The organism is Myxococcus sp. RHSTA-1-4 (assembly GCF_020037125.1).
GTDB lineage: Bacteria > Myxococcota > Myxococcia > Myxococcales > Myxococcaceae > Myxococcus.
Genome location: NZ_JAIQDG010000005.1, coordinates 89,007 through 104,887 on the forward strand (window position 1 = coordinate 89,007; position 15,881 = coordinate 104,887).

Sequence of the window (15,881 nt, forward strand, 5' to 3'; positions counted from 1 at the left end):
AGGCTCGGGCGCGCCCTTCACACCCGCCTTCTACCTTCCTGCCCGTCAACAGCGCCGGCCCCTCTCGGGGTCCGGCCTCTTTCGGGAGCAGGACCATGTTCGGATTCGTCTTCGGTACCGCGTGCCTCGCCGGCCTCGTCTACACGCTGCGCGGCGGACGCCACTGGCATCACCACCGCGCGGGCCGCTGGGGCCGCGCCCGGCTGCGCTGGCTCTTCGAGCGCCTGGAGACCTCTCCCGGCCAGGAGAAGGTCATCGTCAAGACGGTGGACGAGGTGATGGAAGCCTTCGCCAAGGTGCGCGACGAGGTGGGCCCGAGCCGCGCCGCCCTGGGCCGCGCGCTACGGGGTGAGCAGTTCGACGGGGCCGCGCTGCGCGAGCTGTACACGCGCCATGACGTGGCCCTGGACAACCTGCGCCGCACGGTGCAGGGCGGGCTGGCGCAGGTGCACGAGGCGCTGGACCCGCGCCAGCGCCGTGAGCTGGCGGACCTCCTCGAGCACGGCTTCGGCCATGGCTGGCACCCCGGCCAAGGCCATGGCCATGGCCGCTGCGGCGGGCGGGGAGGCTGGCGTGGGGACGGCCACCAGATGGTGTGAGCCCCAGGCCCGGAACCGAACGAGCGCCATCCACACGAAGGAGAGAACGCCATGCGCCACCGCCGCCTGCTGATTGTCCTGCTCGCCCTGGGAACCGTTGGAGGCTACGCCTCCGGCTTCGCCAGCGTTGCCCGCCGCCACCACCGCTGCCACGCCGGCGCCTGGGGTGAGCGCTGGGACTCCCGCTGGGACTCGCGAGGCCCCAGGGGTTCGTGGGAGCCTCGCGGGTACCGGGGGTATGACGCCCCGCCCGCCGAGTCCCCCTCCCCCGCCGCCGAGCCTCCCGCGCCCACCGGAGGGCCGCGCTAGATTCAAGAGCCGCCCATGTCCACACGCGTCCTGCTCATCGACGACGACACCCGGATGTACGAGTTGCTCGCGGAGTACCTCGGGCAGAACGGCCTCAGCGTCACCCACGCGCCCGACGGAGGGCGCGGCCTGGCGGCGCTGGAGGCCGGGGCCTACGACGCGGTGCTGCTGGACGTGATGATGCCGGGCATGGACGGCCTGGAGGTATGCAAGCGCATCCGGGCGAAGAGCCGCATCCCCGTCCTGATGCTCACCGCGAAGGGCGACGAGACGGACCGGGTGGTGGGACTGGAGCTGGGCGCGGACGACTACCTGCCCAAGCCCTTCAGCCCGCGTGAGCTGCTGGCGCGCCTGAGGGCGGTGCTGCGGCGGGCGCAGCCGTCGGCGGTGGCGGACCGGCTGGAGGCGGGCGGAGTGTCCATCGACGTGGCCGGCCGCGAGGTGCGCGTCGAGGACCGGCTGGTGGACCTGACGGGCCTGGAGTTCGACCTGCTGGTGGCGCTGGTGCGCCGGGCCGGGCGGGTCATCCCTCGCGACGCGCTGCTGGGCGAGGCGGGCCGCAGCGATACCGTGGTGGGTGAGCGCACGGTGGACGTGCACATCTCGCATCTGCGGCAGAAGCTGGGTGACGCCGGGACGCGCCTCATCAAGACGGTGCGCGGCGTGGGCTACGTCTTCGCCAAAGAGGGCCCATGAGCCGCCGCCGCGAGTGGGGCCAGGGGCCCGAGTGCGACCCTCCGGGGCATGGGCCGGAAGGCGGCCCTCCCGGACCTGGCCCGTGGGGGCACGGCCCCTGGAAGCACCTGCATGCCAGGCACCTGCGTGCGCATGCGCGCTGGCATCACCGGTACTGGCGCATGGGCCGGCTGGGGCACTTCGTGCGCGCGAGGCTGCACCGGCGCCTCTTCGTCTGGTTCGGTCTGTCCATCCTCGCCACCGGCGCGGTGGTGGCCACGGTGATGAGCCTGGTGGGCGGCAGCACGTGGAAGCAGGAGGGGGAGCGGGTCCGGACCTTCGTGGCCCACCAGTTCGCGGAGGTCTGGGACGAGCCCGCGCGGCGCGACGCGCTGGTGCGCGCCATCGCCACCGACCTGGACGTCGGCGTGGAGCTGCACGACACCTCGGGGGCGATGCTGGTGCGCGCGGGAGCCCCCTGCCGGCGCGCGGAGCTGGGCCTGCCCGTGGAGCGCGGCGGCGTCAGGCTGGGAGTGGTGCGGGCGTGTTACGCGCAGTTCCGTCCGAAGGCGCCCTGGCGGGTGATGCTGCCGCTGGGAGTGGCGGGCCTGGTGCTGTGGCTGGCGGCGGGCAAGCTGGCCCGGCGGCTGGCGAAGCCGGTGGACGCGCTGGTGCGCGCCACGCAGGAGCTGGGCTCGGGCCGGCTGGACGCGCGAGCGGAGGTGCTGCCGCGCACCACGGGCGAGTTCGCCGTGCTGGCGGAGGCCTTCAACGACATGGCGGCCCGCATCGAGAAACAGGTGGCGGACCAGCGCGAGCTGCTCGCCGCCGTGTCCCACGAGCTGCGCACGCCGCTGGCGCGCATGCGGGTGCTGACGGAGCTGCTGCGCGATGGCGGAGGCAACCCGAGGACGCTGGACCAGGTGGACCGCGAGGTGGTGGAGCTGGACGCGCTCGTGGGGGAGCTGCTGGCCAGCTCGCGGCTGGACTTCGGGCAGATGACGCCGCGGGTGCTGGACGGGCGCACGCTGGCGGCGCAGGCGCTGGAGCGCGCGGGACTGTCCGTGGAGCTGCTGGACGTGGAGGCGGCGGACGCGGGGCTGATGGGCGACGCGACGCTGCTGGGACGGGCGCTCGCCAACCTGCTGGAGAACGCGCGCCGGCATGGCGCGGGCGCGGAGGCGCTGCGCGTGCACGACAGGGGCGAGCACCTGGCCTTCTTCGTGGACGACCGCGGCCAGGGACTCCAGCCGGGCGAGGAGACACGCATCTTCCAGCCCTTCTACCGGAAGGACCGGGGCGGCGAGGCGCGCGAGGCGGGCTCGCTGGGACTGGGGCTGGCGCTGGTGCAGCGGATTGCCCGGGCCCATGGGGGCGAGGCCTTCGCGGAGAACTGGCCCGGCGGCGGCGCGCGGGTGGGCTTCACGGTGAAGAAGTCGGGTCCACCCGCTGCGACCGGCCGTCCCGCGGCGTGAGCGGCGGGCAGCAGGGGCCGCGCGAGCCCCTGCATTCCCCTGCCCTACTTCTTCGCGGACACGTCCGAGGCGGAGAAGGCGAACGAGACCTCGGCCGGGGCGTCATCCTTCACCGTGACTTCGGCCGTCTTGGTGCCCAGCGTCTCGTGCCAGGCCTCCACGGTGTACGTCCCCGCGGGCAGGCCCTGGAGGGTGAATGCGCCGTCCTCGCCCGTGGTGGCGAAGTACGGGTTCGCGTTGGTCACCACGTACGCCGTCATCCACGGGTGGACGTCGCACTTGAGACGGAGCACCTCCGCATCGGGGGGCAGGGGCTTCTTCACCGGCGCGCCCGAGGGCGGCTGGGCGATGTTGAAGGCCGACTTCGTCCCCACCACGCCGCGCACGTTGTGCAGCGTGCCGTCGCTGTTCTTGAAGGCCACCGTCTGACCGGCCATCGCGCCCTGCACGCGCGGCACATAGGTGCACTTCGTCTGGTCCACGACGACCGGAGTGGCCGGCGCGGCGGACGCACCCGGCACGTTGCCGCGCACGCGCACCAGCACGTTCGCCAGCTTCCCGTCCTTCACCACCACCGACAGGTCCTTCGTCGCCATGCCCTCGCAGGCCGGGTCGTTGCTCGGCGGGATGTCAGCCGCGGCGGGCGGAGTGCCGGTGAAGGTCACCGAGCCCTTCACCACGCCCTTGCCGGCGGGAGCGGCGGGCTCGGCCGGAGCGGCGGCCTGGGCCCCGGTCTCCCCGATGGGCGTGGCCGAATGCTCCTTCGGCGCGGCGGCGGGGGCCGGAGCAGCGGGAGCCACCGGAGCGGCGGAGGGCGCCGGAGCCGCCTCCTTCTGGCAGGCGGAAAGGGTCAGCAGACCCGCGGTCCCCAACAGGCTCAATCCGAGCGTGCGCAGCGTCATCGTGCAATCTCCTCGGTGAAAAGGTTCAACATCACGTCGCTACTCGCGGCGGCTGACGCTGAAGGCGGCCAGCCCCAGGAACACCGCGGCGAAGGCGAGCAGCACCGGCACCTCCAGCCCCGTCACGGACGCGGGCCCCACCGCCACCGACGCCTCCGCGCCGTACAGCGCGCGCCGCACGCCCTCCACGGAGAAGCGCATCGGGTTCACCCGCATCACCCACGCCAGCCACGAGTCCGCGCCCTTGAGCGGGAACATCGCCCCGGACAGCACCCACATGGGCAGCAGCACGATGCTCATCACCGCGTGGTAGCCCGCGCTGGAGCGCACCCACCACGCCAGCGACATGCCCATGCCGGTGAGCGCCAGCGCGGACAGCACCATGACGGAGAAGAGCAGCGGCAGGTTGACGGTGGCCGCGCTCACCCCGGCCAGCGGGGCCAGCAGCAGGAACAGCGACGCCTGCATCAGCGCAATCGCGGACGAGCCCAGCGCCTTGCCCAGCACCACCGCCAGCCGCGAGCCGGGGCCCGCGAGCACCGCCTGGAGGAAGCCCTCGCGCCGGTCCTCGATGACGGTGATGGTGGCGAAGATGGCGCTGAACAGCAGCACCATGGTGACGACGCCGGGGAAGAAGAACTGCTGGTAGCCCAGCCCCTGCGCGCCCTCCACGCGGAACGAGCCCGCGAAGCCGGAGCCGATGACGAACCAGAAGAGGATGGGCTGCGCGAGCGCGCCCACCACGCGGCTGGGCTGGCGGAAGAAGCGCACCACGTCACGCGTCATCAGCACGCGCACCGTGGCCCACTGGAGCGCCAGCGCGCCCGGCGCGGCGGGGGCCGGCACCCGGGCCTCCACGGGCTGGGGAGCAGCGGAAACCTCGGCGTTCATCGGCGTCTCCTCGGCGCGGGCTCGGCGGCGGGGACGTCCGCCCCCAGCGCGCGCCCGGTGAGCTGGAGGAACACGTCCGCCAGCGTGGGCCGGCGCAGCGACACGGAGGCCAGCCGCCCAGCGGGAAAGGACTCCACGAGCCTTGGCACCAGCGCGTGGCCCTGCGCGGCCTCCACCTGCACCCGGCCCTCCACCACCTTCGCGTCCAGCCCCAGCCGCTCGCGCACCTCGCGCGCCAGCGCTTCCGGCTCGGGCGCCTCCACGGTGAGGATGTCCCCACCCATGCGCGAGGCGAGCGCCGCCGGCGTGTCGCACGCCACCAGCCGGCCCGCGTCCAGCACCGCCAGCCTGTCGCAGACCTCGGCCTCGTCCGCGCGGTGCGTGGTGAGCAGCACGGTGATGCCCTCGAGGTCGCGCAGCCGCTTCAGGTGCGCCCAGAAGGAGCGGAAGGCGGCCTCGTCCAGGCCCTGCGTGGGCTCGTCCATCAGCACCACGCGCGGCTGGTGCACCAGCGCCCGCGCCAGCTCCAGCCGCCGGCGCATGCCGCCGGACCACGTGGACACCCGCTCGTCGCCGCGGTCCGCCAGGCCGATGAGGGCCAGCATCGCCTCCACCCGCTCGCGAGCCCGCTCCCCGCCCAGGCCATACAGCCGCGCGCCGAGCATCAGGTTCTCCCGCGCGGTGAGCAGGTCATCCAGGCTGCTGCGCTGGAAGATGATGCCCATCTGCCGCCGCAGGCTCGGGTCGCTCAGCGCCAGCACGCGCCCGCCGAAGCGCACCTGCCCCGCGTCCGGAGCGAGCAGCCCCGCGAGCACCTGGAACGTGGTGGACTTGCCCGCGCCGTTGGGGCCCAGCAGGCCCAGGATTTCGCCCTGCCGCACGGACAGGCTGAGCCCGTCCACGGCGGTGCGGTCCTTGAAGCGGCGCGTGAGTCCCTCGAGCTGGAGCAGCGGCGCGGAGGGGATGGAGACCGAGGTATCAGGCATGGACGGCATCCCCCCGGGCCTGTCGCGCTAGCCGCGGGGGACGCGGTCCAGCGTCATCGCGACGAACAGCCCGGTGAGGTAGATGAGCGAAAAGAAGAACGTCTGACGCGCCCAGGGCTTTCCCAGCCTCCGGAAGAACCCCCACGCTCCCAGGCCCAGGAAGCTCAGCCCCAGCACCACCGCGGCAGCCAGGTACCACGTCCCGGCGATGTGGAGCTGGAAGGGCAGCAGCGACATGGGAATCAGCGCCACCAGGTAGAAGACAATCTGGGCGCGGCTGGACTCGTCCCCGCGCTCCAGCGGCACCGACTTCAGGCCCGCCGCCGCGTACTCCTCCTTGCGGAACAGGGCGATGGCGATGAAGTGCGGCATCTGCCAGAGGAAGAGGATGGCGAAGAGGGCGAAGCCGCCCGCGTCCAGCTGGTTCGTCACCGCCGTCCAGCCCATCAGCGGCGGCAGCGCGCCGGGCACCCCGCCCACCAGCATGGCGGCGGAGGTGCGCGCCTTCAGCGGCGTGTAGGCCAGCACGTAGCTGAGCAGCGCCACGAGCCCCAGGGCGGCGGTGAGGAGGTTGGCGCCCAGCGCCAGCGCCGGCAGGGACACCAGCGCCAGGGAGATGCCGAACCACAGCGCCACCGACGGCTCCATGCGCCCGGAAGGCAGCGGCCGGTTGCGGGTGCGCGCCATGAACTGGTCGCTGTGCCGCTCCCAGTAGCAGTTGAGCGCGTTGGCCGCGCCCACCGTGCCGGCCGTGGCCAGCAGCGTCACCAGCGCGCGGACGGTGTCCAGCGGGCCAGGAGCCAGGAACATGCCGCCCGCGGTGGTGATGAGCACCAGCGAGGACAGGCGCGGCTTGGTCAGGGAGATCAGGTCGGACGCGGTCGTCGACAGGGACTCGGCACGCGCGCTCACGCAGACTCCAGGGCAAGGCGCGACAGGTTCACTGCCGGCGCGGTAACGGCCCTCCCATACAGGCACCAGCGGGGGGTGGGCAAGGATACGGAGCCCCCACATACCGGCAGCGGACGCCCGCCCGCCTGGGGACCCTGCCCCACCACCAGGGTGCTGGCGCCTGGGGAGAGGCAAACGACAACGGGCATAGCGTCCACCAGGGGGGCCTTCAACCACGGCAACGGGGCTGACCGCGCGTCCTTCTGCCCGCGCGCATCAGCCCCGCTTGTCCGGCCCCGGCGGTACGTCCGCCCGGGCCCGGGAAGCCCCCGTGTCGCGCCTCAGCCCCCGGCCAGCGCGCGGGCGGCGTTGACGTGCTCGCCGCTCGGGTCGCGCTTCAGGTACTCCTGGGCCAGCATCTTCGCCTTGGCGCCCTGCTTCGAGTCCTTCGACAGCAGCGTGGCGTAGAAGTAGTAGGCCGGGGTGTAGCCCTCGTCCGCGTTGAGGGCGCGCTGGTACGTCTCGTCCGCCTTCGCCGCGTCACCCTTGCCCTGGTAGACGCGCGCCAGCTCGGTGAGCGCCATGGCCGCGCGGTCCGCCTGTCCCAGGAACTCCTGGCTCGCCTTCTCGAGCTGCTCCTGGGCCTTCGGCCAGTCGGAGCGCTCGCGGTAGATGGAGCCCATGGCGAGCCGGGCCTCCGGGTTCTTCGCCTTGGGGTCCTTCACCGCGCGCTGGTACTGGGCCAGGGCCTCGTCCAGCTTGCCCTGACGGCGGTAGGCGTTGCCCAGCATCACCACCAGCTTCGGGCTGTCGCCCATCGTCTTGAGGGCCGTCTGGAGCGCCTCGGCGGCCTCCTTCTCACCGCCCTGCTTGCCCATGAGCGCCTTGGCCAGCTCGACGTGGAACTGGGCGCGAGAGGCGTCCACGCGGATGGCCTTGCGAATCTCCTCGGCGGCCGCGTCGTAGTTGCCCTCCGCCAGCAGCCGGCGGCCCTTGATGAGGCTCAGCTCCGGGTTCTGCTTGTCGAGCGCGAAGCCGGTCTCCTCGCTCTTGAGCATCTCCGCGCGGGCCTTCTCCTTCTCCAGCGGCACGCCGGTGGCCTCGGACAGCTTCTGCTGCACGTCCGGCTTGAGGTCCGCCATGGCCGCCGACACGCGGCTGATGAGCAGCGAGCGGGCTAGGTGCGCGGCGGCGAGCTGGCGCGGCGACGGCGGCGGGTCGGACTCCAGCAGCTTCTTGAGCATGGAGTGGGCCAGCCCGAAGTTGGGCGTGTCCTGCTCCAGCATCAGCAGCGAGCGGCCCAGCAGCGACTCCGGGTGGTCCTTCTCGTACCGGAGGGCGAAGTCGTAGTTCTTCCAGGCGGTGTTGTCCTGGCCCAGCCGCCGGTACACGGCGCCCAGGCTCGCGTAGATGCGCGGGTCGTCAGGTGACAGCACCTGCGCGCGCTCCAGGCTGTCCCGCGCGCGCTCCAGGTCACCGGCGTTCATCTGGATGAGGCCCAGCGTCAGGTAGAGCAGCGAGCTGGAGCGGCCCTCCGCGTCCAGCGCCTTCACCTTCTCCTCGAGCTGGCCCAGGGCCTCCTTGCCCTTGCCGCCATACGTCTGGATGAGGGCCTCGGCCGCGATGAGGTGCGAGCTGACCACGTCGCTGCCCTGCTTGCCGGCGGCCAGGTGCTCCTCGGCCTTGCGGCGCGCGTCGTCACCCCCACCGTGCTCGCCCCAGCGGATGGCGTACGCGTAGGCCAGGTAGCCGTGGGCCACGGCGGAGTCGGAGTCCACCTCCAGCGCCTTGTCGGCCGCCTCGCTCGCCTTCTTGTAGCTGTCGAACGAGTCGTGCTTGAGCAGCTCGCTGGCCGCGTCCAGGCCCTTCTTCAGCTCGCGGGCCTTCTGCTTCGCGTTGGCGGAGTACCAGCCGTAGCCCACGGCGAACAGCGGGATGGCCACCAGCAGCGCCAGCGTCACCATCTTCCCGCTCTTGCCCCCGGACGGCGGGCGGCGGCGCGAGGAGGGAGAATCGTCGTCGTCCTCGTCCACCTCTTCCACCACCACCGGCGCGCGGCGGAGCTGCTGCGGACGGGCCACGGGCGCCTCCGGCCGGGCCGTGGCACCGGACGGAGTCTTCGCGGGCTGCTGCGCGGGGGCCGTGGGAGCCTTCGCCGCGGGCTGCTGCGCGGGGCCCGTCGCCGTCGCCGCGACACCCGGCTGGGTGGCGGCGGACTGCTGGGGGGCGGACGGCTGCGCGGCGGCGGCCGGGGCCTGCTGGGGCGCGACCGGCGTCACCACCGGGGCCTGCGGCGCGGCCGGAGCGGCGGGCCGGGGCAGGTCGATCTTGTACTGCTGGAGAAGGGTGACGGTCTCCGGGTCGCCCGGGTCCGCGCCGTAGGCCTTGAGGAGGTTCGCCTTCCCGGTCTCGGCCTCACCGGTCTTCAGCTGGAGCGCGCCGGCCATGCGCAGCGCGGCCTTGTCCTCCGGCTGCACCTGCAGCGCGCCGAGGACCTCTTCCAGCGCCTTCTTGTCCTTGCCCTGCTCCGCGTACACGCGGGCCAGCAGCAGGCGAGGGTCGGCGGCATTCGGGTGTGCCTTCACCCCCTTCTTGCAGACGACCATCGCCTCCATGAAGCGACCCATGCTCAGGTACGCTTCCGCGAGAGGCTTGTAGGCGGCGGACGAGGGGTCGGAGGCGAACGCGTGCTCCAACTTCGCGAGCTCGGCCGGGCTCAACGTCTTCGAGGGGGAGATAGACATTACCGGGGGAGGTGCAACGGGCGGGAAGGATACGCCTGGGACGAGGGGTTTTTATGGCACCCGGTGCGCGGCACGTCAATCGCAGGAATTATTGGCGACGGCTTGCGCTTGACAGCATGAAAGGGCTCCGGTACTAGCCCGTTCCACTTCGGCGGACCCAACACCGCCGGGGCGCAGCAGGCAGGCAGAAGTACGGTTGTGGGGGTGTAGCTCAGTTGGGAGAGCGTCGCGTTCGCAATGCGAAGGTCGTCGGTTCGATCCCGTCCACCTCCACCATGAAGAACCGAAGGGCCTCACGGGAAACCGTGAGGCCCTTTGCATTTGGGGCACTTCCCCCAATTGCCGAATTGCAAAGCAGGCGGGCTTTGTTATCCGGAGTCGATGACCGACCCGTCTGCCTCCCTGTCGTTCTTCGCACGCTTCTGGCTCGCCTGGCTGTGCTTCTGGCGGTGCCTCGTGTCCCGCGAGTTCGCCCAGGCCGTGCTGCCGGCCAGCCGCGCCTATGACGCCGGCACGCTCGCCCAGCTTCCCGCCGGTGGCGCCGAGCCCGCCGCGCTTCCCAGGCCGGAGGCCACGAAGCCCTTGGTGGTGGTGAAGCCCGCCGAGCCGCCCCCCGCCCCGCCGCCCGAGCGCGAGCACGCCAGCGCGCTGTCCCTGCTGGGCATGCTGCAGCGCGAGGGCCGCTTCGTGGACTTCCTCCAGGAGAACGTGGCGGCCTTCTCGGACGCCGAGGTGGGTGCCGCCGCCCGCATCGTCCACGAGGGCTGCCGTAAGGTGGTGAACCAATACCTCACCCTCCAGCCGGTGCTGCCGCAGTCGGAGGGGGACAACGTCACGGTCCCCGCCGGCTTCGACGCCCAGCGCACCCGCCTCACCGGCAACGTGGCCGGCCAGCCGCCCTACAGCGGGACGCTGCGCCACCATGGCTGGGTGACGACCGAGGTGAAGTTCCCCTCGGTGAGCCCATCGATGGACCCGCGCGTGCTGGCGCCCGCCGAGGTGGAGCTCGCCTGAGCGCGGGGCCGCCGTTCCGCTGAGCGAACAAAACGGAGCCCTCAAGGAGTTCCAGCCCGATATGGCCCGCTATTCCATCGGCATCGACCTTGGCACCACCCACTCCGCGGTGTCCTACTTCAACCTCGAAGAGGGCAAGCCGCGGGGCCCGGCGCAGTCCATGCTGCCCATCCCCCAGCTCACCGCGCCCGGCACCGTGGAGGCGCGCCCGCTGCTGCCCTCCTTCCTCTACCTGCCCTCCGCGCAGGAGTTCCCCGCCGGCAGCCTCGGCCTGCCGTGGAACCCGGAGGCGGGCACCCTCGTCGGTGAGTTCGCCCGCTCGCACGGGGCCAAGGTGCCCACGCGCCTGGTGTCGTCCGCCAAGAGCTGGCTGTCCCACCCGGGCGTGGACCGGCGCGCGGCGCTGCTGCCCTGGCAGGCCCCGGAGGAGGTGCAGCGCGTCTCCCCGCTGGATGCCTCCGCGCGCTATCTGCGCCACCTGAAGGAGGCGTGGGACCACACCTTCGCCCGCGCCCGCGAGGAGGCCGGCAACGCGCTGGCCGAGCAGGACGTCATCGTCACCGTCCCCGCCTCCTTCGACGCGGCGGCCCGCGACTTGACGCTCGAGGCCGCCAAGGCGGCGGGGCTCCAGCACATCACCCTCCTGGAGGAGCCCCAGGCCGCGCTCTACGCGTGGCTGGAGGCCATGGGGGAGAACTTCCGCAAGCAGGTGCAGCCCGGCGAGGTCATCCTCGTGGTGGACGTGGGCGGCGGCACCTCCGACTTCTCGGTCATCACCGTGAGGGACCGCGAGGGCGAGATGGAGCTCCTTCGCGTCGCCGTGGGCGACCACATCCTCCTGGGCGGCGACAACATGGACCTGGCGCTGGCGCACACGCTCAACCAGCGCCTGGCGGCCGAGGGCAAGAAGCTGGACGCGTGGCAGTTCAACGCCCTCACCTACGGGTGCCGCCACGCCAAGGAGACGCTGTACGCGGACCCGTCCATGGAGCGGGCCCCCATCTCCATCCCCGGCCGCGGCTCGTCGCTCATCGGCGGCACGCTGCGCACGGAGCTGACGCGGGAGGAGCTGGACCGGGTGCTCACCGACGGCTTCTTCCCGGTGACGCCCATCGCCGAGCTGCCGCGCACCGCGCGCCGCACGGGCCTGGCGCAGATGGCCCTGCCCTACGCGCAGGACCCGGCCGTGTCCAAGCACCTGGCCGCCTTCCTCACCCGGCAGGCGCAGGCGCTCGCGGCCAGCGAGGACTCGCCGGTGGACGTGAGCGGCAAGGCCTTCCTCCACCCGACGGCCGTCCTCTTCAACGGAGGCGTCTTCAAGGCCGGCCCGCTGAAGGCGCGTGTCATGGAGGTCCTCAACGCCTGGCTGGAGGCGGACGGCGGCCAGCCGGCCAAGGAGCTGGAGGGCGCGGACCTGGACCTCGCGGTGGCGAGGGGCGCGGCGTACTACGGCTGGGTGCGCCAGGGCCACGGCCTGCGCATCCGCGGCGGCACCGCGCGCGCCTACTACGTGGGCGTGGAGACGGCGATGCCCGCGGTGCCCGGCATGGAGCCTCCCGTGAAGGCGCTCTGCGTGGCCCCCTTCGGCATGGAGGAGGGGACGCAGGCGGACGTGCCGCCGCAGGAGTTCGGCCTCGTCACCGGTGAGCCCACGAGCTTCCGCTTCTTCGCCTCGTCCGTCCGCCGCGACGACAAGGTGGGGACGATGCTGGAGGACGTGGACGGCGAGCTGGCCAGCGGGGGCCTGGAGGAGGTGGCGCCCATCGAAACCACCATGCCGGGCCAGCCCTCCGCCTTCGGGGACCTGACACCCGTCAACCTCCAGGCGGCGGTGACGGAGGTGGGCACGCTGGAGCTGCGCTGCCTGGAAAAGGGCGGCCCGGGGCGCTGGAAGCTGGAACTCAACGTCCGCATGAAGGAGTAGAAAGCCGTCCGTTATTCGGAGGCGTATGCGAATCGTTGGAATCGACCTGGGAACCACCCACTGCGCGGTGGCGTCCGTGGACCCCTCGAAGGGCGCGGGCGCCCCCGTGGAGGACTTCCCGATTCCCCAGCTCGTCCGGCAGGGAGAGGTGGCGCCCCGGGCGCTCCTGCCCTCCACCGTCTACGTTCCCGCCGGCCACGAGCTGGCCGCCGAGTCGCTGAAGCTGCCCTGGGGTGATGACGGCGGCCCGTGGGTGGTGGGCGAGCTGGCGCGCTGGCAGGGCGCCCGGGTGCCGGGGCGCCTCGTCGCCAGCGCCAAGAGCTGGCTGTGCCACCCGGGCGTGGACCGCTCCGCGCCCATCCTCCCCTGGGGCGCCCCCGCGGACGTCCAGAAGGTGTCCCCGGTGGACGCCAGCGCCATGCTGCTGACGCACATGGCACGGGCCTGGGACTTCGCGCACCCGGACGCGCCGCTGTCCAGGCAGGAGGTGGTGATTACCGTCCCCGCCTCCTTCGACGAGGCGGCCCGCGCCCTCACGGTGAGCGCCGCGCGCAAGGCCGGGCTGGAGAAGTTCACCCTCCTGGAGGAGCCGCAGGCGGCCTTCTACGACTACACCGCGCGCCACCGGGCGGACCTGGAGCAGACGCTCTCCAACGTCCGGCTGGTGCTGGTGGTGGACGTGGGCGGCGGCACCACGGACTTCACGCTGGTGCACGCGGGCCTCTCCCCCGAGGGGCCCATGCTGCGGCGCCTCGCGGTGGGGGACCACCTGATGCTGGGCGGCGACAACATGGATGCCGCCCTGGCCCGCCGCGTGGAGGAGAAGCTCTCCAAGGACGGCCGGCGCCTGTCCGCCACGCAGTGGACGCAGGCCATCCAGGCCGCGCGCACCGCGAAGGAGGCGCTGCTGGGGAAGGAGCCGCCGGAGAAGTACGGCGTGTCCCTCGTCGGCGAGGGCAGCCGGCTGCTGGGCGGCACGCTCTCCACGGAATTGCTGCGCGACGAGGCGCACGCGCTGGTGCTGGACGGCTTCTTCCCGAGGACGCCCCCCACCGAGCGCCCGCGCCGCGCCGCGCGCATGGCGCTCCAGGAGCTGGGGCTGCCGTACGTGCAGGACCCGGCGGTGACGCGGCACCTGGCCGCCTTCCTCGCGCAGCACGCGGCGGCGGGCTTCGCGGCGCTGGGGGAGACGGCTCCCGCCGAGGGCGCCCTGCCCCGCCCCGACGCCATCCTCCTCAACGGCGGCGTCTTCAACTCGCCGCAGATTTCCGAGCGCCTGGTGGAGGCCCTCTCCGCGTGGTGGCCCGGAGCACCGCGCATTCCGCTGCTGCGCCACGAGTCACTGGAGCTCGCGGTGGCGCGCGGCGCCGCGTACTACGGCCTGGTGCGGCGCGGGCACGGCCTGCGCATCGGAGGTGGCGCGGCGCGCGCGTACTACGTGGGCTTGCAGCGGCCGGCGGACAGCGCGGAGCAGCCCGCGCTCTGCCTCATCCCCCGCGGCTTCGAGGAAGGACAGAAGGTGGACCTGGGCGAGCGCCCCTTCACGCTCACCCTGGGGCGGCCGGTGCAGTTCCAGCTCTACTCCACGACGAGCGACCGCATCGACAAGCCGGGAGACCTCGTGCCCCTGGCGGAGGACCTGAAGCCCCTGCCCCCCATCCACACGCTGCTCAAGGGGGCGTCGGGCAAGGTGGCCGAGGTGCCCGTGCACCTGCAGGCGGCGCTGACGGAGATTGGCACGCTGGAGCTGTACTGCGTCTCCGACGTGGCGGACGAGCGCTGGCGGCTGGAGTTCGAGCTGCGCGGCACGGGTGGCTCGCACGAGCTGACCGTCACCGAGTCCATGCCCGCGCGCTTCGTGGAGGCGAAGGACAACATCGAGCGCGTCTACGGCAGCAAGCCGCTGCCCATCGGCCCCAAGGACGTGAAGCAGCTCGGGCGCACGCTGGAGAAGGCGCTGGGCCCGCGCGAGACGTGGCGCGTGCCGGTGCTGCGCGAGATGTGGAGCACGTTGTTCGCGGGCGCCAGCAAGCGGCGGCGCACGGCGGACCACGAGCGCGTCTTCTACAGCCTCACCGGCTTCACCCTGCGCCCGGGCTTCGGCTACCCGCTGGACGGCTGGCGCGCGGAGCAGACCTTCGGCCTCTTCGACGCGCTGGTGCAGCACCACACGGACAAGGCGGTGTGGACGGAGTTCTGGGTGATGTGGCGCCGCATCGCCGGCGGCCTCACGGAGGCGCAGCAGCAGAAGCTGTACGCGTACCTCCAGCCGCACCTCGCCCGGAAGGTGCCGCCGGACGCGCCGCCCGCGGGGAAGCTCAAGGGCATCCAGCCGGAGGGACTGGAGGAGATGGTCCGCACGGCGGCCTCGCTGGAGCACCTGTCGCCCGGGGACAAGTCCGAGGTGGGCCGGTGGGTTGCCGCGAGGCTGAAGGCCGAGGCGAAGTCCGGCGGCCCCTGGGCCTGGGCCCTGGGCCGGCTGGGCGCGCGCGTGCCGCTCTACGGCAGCAGCCACAAGGTGGTGGACGTGGAGACGGCGGAGGCGTGGCTCACGCTGCTGCTGGAGCTGGACCTGAAGAAGATCGACGGCGCCCCGTTCGCCGCGGCGCAGCTCGCCCGGCTCACCGGGGACCGCACGCGGGACATCGACCCGGAGCTGCGCGAGCGCACGGCCCGGGCGCTCATCGCCGCGAAGGCGTCCGACACCTGGGTGCGCATGGTGCGCGAGGTGGTGGCGCTGGAGGCGGCCGACGAGGCACGCGCCCTCGGCGACACGCTGCCCGCGGGGCTGCGCCTGTCCTGATCGACGGTAGGAACGGCCCGGGAAGCCGGGCCGGAAGCCCCGGCGTCAGCGCCGCGGGCTCATCGAGCGGTCGGATCCCTCCCGTCGGGGCGGCCCGGATGGGCCCACCCTCGGGAAGGAAGCTCGCCGGTGGATCAGCTTCAGCCCCGCGCGGCGGCGGGCGGCGTGACGGGAGTGTCCCCCGCCTCGGCCGTGGCGTCCGTGCCGGCGACGACCTGGAGCACCGGCGCGGCCTCGGGGGCCGCCGCGGCGGCGTCCTTGCCGGCCTTGGCCTTCTTGGAGCCCGCGCCCGAGCGGCACGTGCGGCACCACGGCTGATTCCGGATGGCCCCGTCCGCCATCTTCCGCAGGCCGAACTGGGCCAGCGGCTTCAGGGTCCGGCACTTGATGCACATCAGCGAGATGAGCACCTCGTGACCGTCCGCGTCGTACACGGCGGACTTGCGCCGCTTCCGCGGCTGACCCTGCCCCGGTTCGCGCGGCTTGGCCTTCTCCTGCGCAGGCGGCGCCATCATCGGGGTCACTTTGTAGAGCATGTCTGTCCCTCCCGCTCACGGTCGTCCGCGCGCGCAGGCCCTGCCAAAGGGCCACCTCGGCTCAGTCGCTCGCGATCACTAGAGTAAGGACTCTTCCGCCCGTTGAAAACTGATCCAGGGCCGAAAAATCGG

The 15,881-nt window shown here is 72.7% G+C and carries 13 protein-coding genes and 1 tRNA gene; 8 read left to right on the forward strand and 6 right to left on the reverse strand.

Annotated features, from left to right (window positions below; genetic code table 11):
- The first annotated feature begins 95 nt into the window (after positions 1-95).
- From K8638_RS09600 to K8638_RS09615, 4 genes are read left to right on the forward strand one after another with little or no spacing between them, the layout of a single operon-like run.
- Positions 96-599 (forward strand): periplasmic heavy metal sensor, encoded by a 504-nt coding sequence (locus K8638_RS09600; RefSeq protein ID WP_223754148.1) that lies wholly within the window; start codon positions 96-98, stop codon positions 597-599.
- Positions 600-650: 51 nt separating this feature from the next.
- Complete coding sequence (locus K8638_RS09605) at positions 651-908, forward strand: hypothetical protein (protein ID WP_223754149.1); 258 nt, start codon at positions 651-653, stop codon at positions 906-908.
- Between the two features lie 15 nt (positions 909-923).
- The gene (locus K8638_RS09610) at positions 924-1,604 is read left to right on the forward strand and encodes a response regulator transcription factor (protein WP_223754150.1); all 681 of its coding nucleotides are present in this window, start codon (positions 924-926) and stop codon (positions 1,602-1,604) included.
- On the forward strand, positions 1,601-3,058 hold the full coding sequence (locus K8638_RS09615; protein ID WP_223754151.1) for a HAMP domain-containing sensor histidine kinase: 1,458 nt from the start codon (positions 1,601-1,603) through the stop codon (positions 3,056-3,058). The genes K8638_RS09610 and K8638_RS09615 overlap by 4 nt, the downstream gene beginning before the upstream one ends.
- A gap of 44 nt (positions 3,059-3,102) precedes the next feature.
- Here the strand turns inward: K8638_RS09615 and K8638_RS09620 are convergent, their stop codons facing one another.
- From K8638_RS09620 to K8638_RS09640, 5 genes are all read right to left on the reverse strand, one after another.
- Entirely contained in the window at positions 3,103-3,960 is an 858-nt protein-coding gene (locus K8638_RS09620) for a carboxypeptidase regulatory-like domain-containing protein (protein WP_223754152.1), read from the reverse strand.
- A gap of 39 nt (positions 3,961-3,999) precedes the next feature.
- Positions 4,000-4,851: an ABC transporter permease gene (locus K8638_RS09625; RefSeq protein ID WP_223754153.1), complete on the reverse strand. Its 852-nt coding sequence runs from the start codon at positions 4,849-4,851 to the stop codon at positions 4,000-4,002.
- Positions 4,848-5,837 (reverse strand): ABC transporter ATP-binding protein, encoded by a 990-nt coding sequence (locus K8638_RS09630; RefSeq protein WP_223754154.1) that lies wholly within the window; start codon positions 5,835-5,837, stop codon positions 4,848-4,850. The genes K8638_RS09625 and K8638_RS09630 overlap by 4 nt, the downstream gene beginning before the upstream one ends.
- A 27-nt stretch (positions 5,838-5,864) precedes the next feature.
- A complete protein-coding gene (gene cyoE / locus K8638_RS09635) occupies positions 5,865-6,749 on the reverse strand; it encodes a heme o synthase (RefSeq protein ID WP_223754155.1) in 885 nt (294 codons plus the stop codon).
- Positions 6,750-7,069: 320 nt separating this feature from the next.
- The gene (locus K8638_RS09640) at positions 7,070-9,472 is read right to left on the reverse strand and encodes a tetratricopeptide repeat protein (protein WP_223754156.1); all 2,403 of its coding nucleotides are present in this window, start codon (positions 9,470-9,472) and stop codon (positions 7,070-7,072) included.
- A gap of 200 nt (positions 9,473-9,672) precedes the next feature.
- On the opposite strand from K8638_RS09640, the gene K8638_RS09645 reads away from it, so the two are divergent.
- The 4 genes from K8638_RS09645 (at position 9,673) to K8638_RS09660 (ending at position 15,213) form a co-directional block, all read left to right on the forward strand.
- A tRNA-Ala gene (locus tag K8638_RS09645) sits at positions 9,673-9,748 on the forward strand.
- A gap of 105 nt (positions 9,749-9,853) precedes the next feature.
- Entirely contained in the window at positions 9,854-10,486 is a 633-nt protein-coding gene (locus tag K8638_RS09650; protein WP_223754157.1) for a DUF2760 domain-containing protein, read from the forward strand.
- Between the two features lie 61 nt (positions 10,487-10,547).
- Positions 10,548-12,410, forward strand: a complete 1,863-nt coding sequence (locus K8638_RS09655; RefSeq protein ID WP_223754158.1) for an Hsp70 family protein — start codon at positions 10,548-10,550, stop codon at positions 12,408-12,410.
- 25 nt (positions 12,411-12,435) lie between these two features.
- Positions 12,436-15,213, forward strand: coding sequence for an Hsp70 family protein (locus K8638_RS09660; RefSeq protein WP_223754159.1), 2,778 nt, complete (start codon positions 12,436-12,438; stop codon positions 15,211-15,213).
- 140 nt (positions 15,214-15,353) lie between these two features.
- Here the strand turns inward: K8638_RS09660 and K8638_RS09665 are convergent, their stop codons facing one another.
- The gene (locus tag K8638_RS09665; RefSeq protein ID WP_223754160.1) at positions 15,354-15,749 is read right to left on the reverse strand and encodes a hypothetical protein; all 396 of its coding nucleotides are present in this window, start codon (positions 15,747-15,749) and stop codon (positions 15,354-15,356) included.
- Positions 15,750-15,881 lie beyond the last annotated feature (132 nt).